Origin of the sequence: Microcoleus sp. BR0-C5 (genome assembly GCF_036705045.1) — a bacterium.
Taxonomy (GTDB): Bacteria; Cyanobacteriota; Cyanobacteriia; order Cyanobacteriales; family Microcoleaceae; genus Microcoleus.
The window spans coordinates 7,093-10,848 of sequence record NZ_JAUBTR010000122.1 but is presented as its reverse complement, the minus strand read 5'-3'; the positions used below and the strand labels follow the sequence as shown (position 1 = coordinate 10,848).

Genomic DNA, 3,756 nt, shown 5'->3' with positions numbered 1-3,756 from the left:
ATAGATAGTCTAGATGGAAGCTCATAACGGTAAATGTATTAGTAGGTACATTTTACACCATAAACTCAGGAGAGCCATGCGATCGCTCCTACCTACAACGGCTTCAAGCAGCCGGGCCGAGTGCTGTATGTGCTACATAGCGATTGCCCTTCAACGAGCGCGCCCGCAGTCAATTACAGTCGCCACATCTTGAGGATTCGCTATTCGCGAATGTAGAATAAAGGAAACAAGGAAACAATGCGCTCGCTCATCCGCTATGCTAAAACCCCAAGATATCCTTGCAATACTCAAAGTCCACAGTTGGGATTCAACGAACTGGACGTACAGTTCTCTCGCTCAAAGCTTGGGCATGAGCGCATCAGAGGTTCATGCTGCCCTTGAGCGTTCTGAAGCTGCCGGTCTGTATTATGGCTCCGAGCGGAAAATTTTGAAGCAAGCGGTGTTGGAATTCTTGGTTCACGGGTTGCGCTATGTATTCTACGCCCAACCAGGCCCTCTCTCGCGGGGACTGCCAACTGCACATTCTGCTGAGCCATTGAAAAGCAAGCTGGTTGCCTCACCGTCTGAGGTTTACGTCTGGCCTGACCCTCAAGGTGTTGTGAGAGGGCAGGCAATCGCGCCTCTGTACCGTTCAGTCCCCCAAGCTGCTAGTAACGATCCAAAACTTTATGCCTTGCTCAGCTTGATTGACGCTATTCGAGTTGGTCGGGTGCGGGAGCAACGTTTAGCCGCTAGCGAACTTGAAAAGAGGATCGTCGCTCTATGAATCAGCAGATATTCATGCTGGAAACAGTCGCCCGGATACTCTCTCAAGTACGCACTACCATCGTCTTCACAGGAGGAGCAACGATATTCCTGTATCTGGACGAAGTGGCGGCTCCTGACATTCGACCTACCGATGATGTTGATTGTGTTGTCGAAATCACGTCCAGAGCTGAATATTACAACTTCTCGAACTTGTTGCGAACCCTTGGGCTTCAAGAAACTACAGAACCAGGCGCACCCCTATGTCGCTGGCAGTATGAGGGCATTTCAATTGATGTCATGCCGTGCGATGAGTCGGTGCTGGGGTTTTCTAACCGCTGGTACAAGCCAGGTATTGCTAATTCTATTCGCTACCAACTTCCAAGTGGTAGGCAAATCCTAATTTTTTCAACGCCTTATCTCCTCGCCTCCAAAATAGAAGCTTTCACGGGTAGAGGAGGGGGTAACTTTTATTTTAGTTCTGATATTGAAGACATTGTGGCATTGCTTGACGGGCGTTCTAGTTTGTTCGAGGAAGTGCAACAAGCTGACGAAGAAGTGAAAGCATTTTTATCAGGATGGTTTCGAGCCGAGCTGGAAAATCTGTGTTCCATCGCGCCTGCTTTCCTCTCACCTGTTGCTAAAATTTCAGGTCGCTCTCGCTTGCTCTTGCAAAGAATTGAAAGGCTGGGGATAGTAGTTTAGTAGTTGACTGCTAGCAATAGACAGCAGCGGACACTTGATCGAGGTAAGCCTTACACTCGCTAACAGCTCGGCGGGCGAGCGCAAAAACCAGATAGTCCAGCCTCAACTTTATTGCTGGTATAGTGGGTACTACGCTACAAAATCGCTTCTAAAATTTTAGCTACCTGCCAATTTTTTCGCACTTGCTCAAATTGATTTTTTATTCAACTTACCATACCGTAACTTGACTATTAAATCAATCCAGTTTTTGTTAAAAACGCTAAAAAATCTCCAATTTTTGTGGAGCGTTAAAATCAGGCATTTGCAGTATAAAGTCAGGTGTTTGCAGTATAAAATCAGTGAGATTACAGGTATTTGCAGGGGGTGCACTTTACCTGCATTTACCCGAAAATATCCTGCAAATGCCTGACTTTTTCGGTCAAATTGCTGCTTTTTTGTGTCGAGCGTACATTTGCCTGTTGAGGCTGGTTATGGCTGTTTAGTTTTGGTAGCAAGCAATGGTTTTGCGATCGCAAACCCTGACTAATTCGTGCAGACAAAAAATAATGCACCCTGATGAATGGCGCATCCTAGGTGTCAAGGCGCTTCATTTTTACCCGATATTCGACTGTGCCGATTGCTCACATTGCTCCTGCTGTTGTGGCGGCTTTTGTGGCAGCACAGGCATCAATTGCCGCAACTTTCCCATCGCGCCTGGGTAGCGATCGATCGCATTGCTCGCTCTCTTGTTAACCAGCCATCGCTCTCTTGTTAACCAGCCCTCGCCGTCAGACGTTTAATCGTCCTTCCACTGCGATCGCCTCAGTCGCTATAATTTATACAAACAAATTAAATTAAATTAAAGTTGGGTAGGCGTCAGTCTCACTTTGATAAACCCTCTAATAGCCCTCTCCAATTGGAGGGGATAAAATCACCTGATTAGGGGTTTTTAATTACAGTTGTTAACTTGTATCTTGGGAAAAGGTTTTTACTGATTAAAAACTATGAAAACTTTATCGGAAGTCCAACCCAGAGAGCTGCTATCCAACCATATTCACATTCGCCTAACTGACTCAGACTACAATCAAATTAAAGCAAGAGCCTCGCTAGTCAATTTGAGCATGAGCGACTTCATGCGCCGTGCAGCTTTGAGGAGAGCCATGCCGCGCCCTCTAGCTGCATTTGACTTGAAAGCCTATCAAGTTTTGTGCAAGATTGATGTCCAATTGAGAATTGCAGGAAACAACCTCAATCAGATTGCTAAAGCTTGCAATAGTGCTGTAGCATTGGGAGAACCAGTTGTTGTCAATACAGAACTCTTAAAAAGCGTACAGCAACTCATTCGAGAAAACGGGGCTGCAATTAAAGCAATAGTTGCAAACCTCGCCAAATCTACAGTACGCTAATTATTAACAAGCCTGGGCTTTACCGCCTGAGCAATCGATTCTGTGCAACTGACGGCTTTTCGGTTATGATCGGCAAACAAATCAAAGGTACAGGCTTTCGGGGCTGTCTGAACTACGTGCTGGGCAAAAAAGACGCCGCTCTAATTGGCGGTACTATGTGCGGACAAACTCCTGAAGAACTCGCTGCTGAATTTGCCATCGCCCGACAACTAAGACCTAACCTGAAAGTAGCAGTTTTTCACGCCACTTTATCTGTCGATAGCACCAAAAAACTAGAAGATTCTGAAGAAAATGACCAGCGCTGGCTGGCTATCGCAGCCAACTACATGAAAGCGATGGAATTTGACAACAACCAGTACGCAGTTGTCAAGCACAGCGATACAGAACACGACCACATTCACATCGTCGCCAGTCGCATTTGCCTAGATGGAGGTGTTGTTGACGATAGCTGGGATTATTACAAAAGCCAAGAAGTAATTCGCCAGCTCGAACGGAACTACAATCTGGACACTGTTACACCCAGTTGGGAAACAGACAAGCGAGCTCAGACTACAGGAGAACACAGGGAATTAAAAAGCAAGGGAAACAAGAGCGTCAGGGTGCAATTGCAAGACCTAATTGATGAAGTCACTCAAGACAACCCAAGTATGCCAGAATTCGTTGAGCGGTTGCAGCAACAAGGCGTAGAGGTGCAAGTCACACTAACTGAAATAGGCTTCAGTAAAGGCATTTCTTACAATTTAGATGGAGTCGCTTTAAGTGGCACTCAGTTGGGTAAAGCCTACACTTTTTCTGGATTGCAGAAGCATCGAGGCGTTAGCTATGACCAAGGGCGAGATAACGCCTTAATTGAGGCTTTAATGCAGCCACAACACTTAGCTATCGCCCCCACTGAGGCAGAGGAAAATGAGCTAGAGTCGTC

5 protein-coding genes are annotated in these 3,756 nt (G+C 46.3%); all 5 read left to right on the top strand.

The window, feature by feature from the left end; genetic code table 11:
* The first annotated feature begins 256 nt into the window (after positions 1 to 256).
* Positions 257 to 766, top strand: coding sequence for a hypothetical protein (locus QUB08_RS30375; RefSeq protein ID WP_015179812.1), 510 nt, complete (start codon positions 257 to 259; stop codon positions 764 to 766).
* Positions 763 to 1,449, top strand: a complete 687-nt coding sequence (locus QUB08_RS30370; RefSeq protein ID WP_333229824.1) for a hypothetical protein — start codon at positions 763 to 765, stop codon at positions 1,447 to 1,449. The genes QUB08_RS30375 and QUB08_RS30370 overlap by 4 nt, the downstream gene beginning before the upstream one ends.
* 559 nt (positions 1,450 to 2,008) lie before the next feature.
* Positions 2,009 to 2,203, top strand: a complete 195-nt coding sequence (locus QUB08_RS30365; RefSeq protein WP_333229822.1) for a hypothetical protein — start codon at positions 2,009 to 2,011, stop codon at positions 2,201 to 2,203.
* A gap of 229 nt (positions 2,204 to 2,432) precedes the next feature.
* Complete coding sequence (locus QUB08_RS30360) at positions 2,433 to 2,834, top strand: plasmid mobilization protein (protein WP_333229820.1); 402 nt, start codon at positions 2,433 to 2,435, stop codon at positions 2,832 to 2,834.
* 65 nt (positions 2,835 to 2,899) lie between these two features.
* On the top strand, positions 2,900 to 3,756 hold an 857-nt coding region (locus QUB08_RS30355; RefSeq protein ID WP_333229818.1), incomplete at its 3' end, for a relaxase/mobilization nuclease domain-containing protein.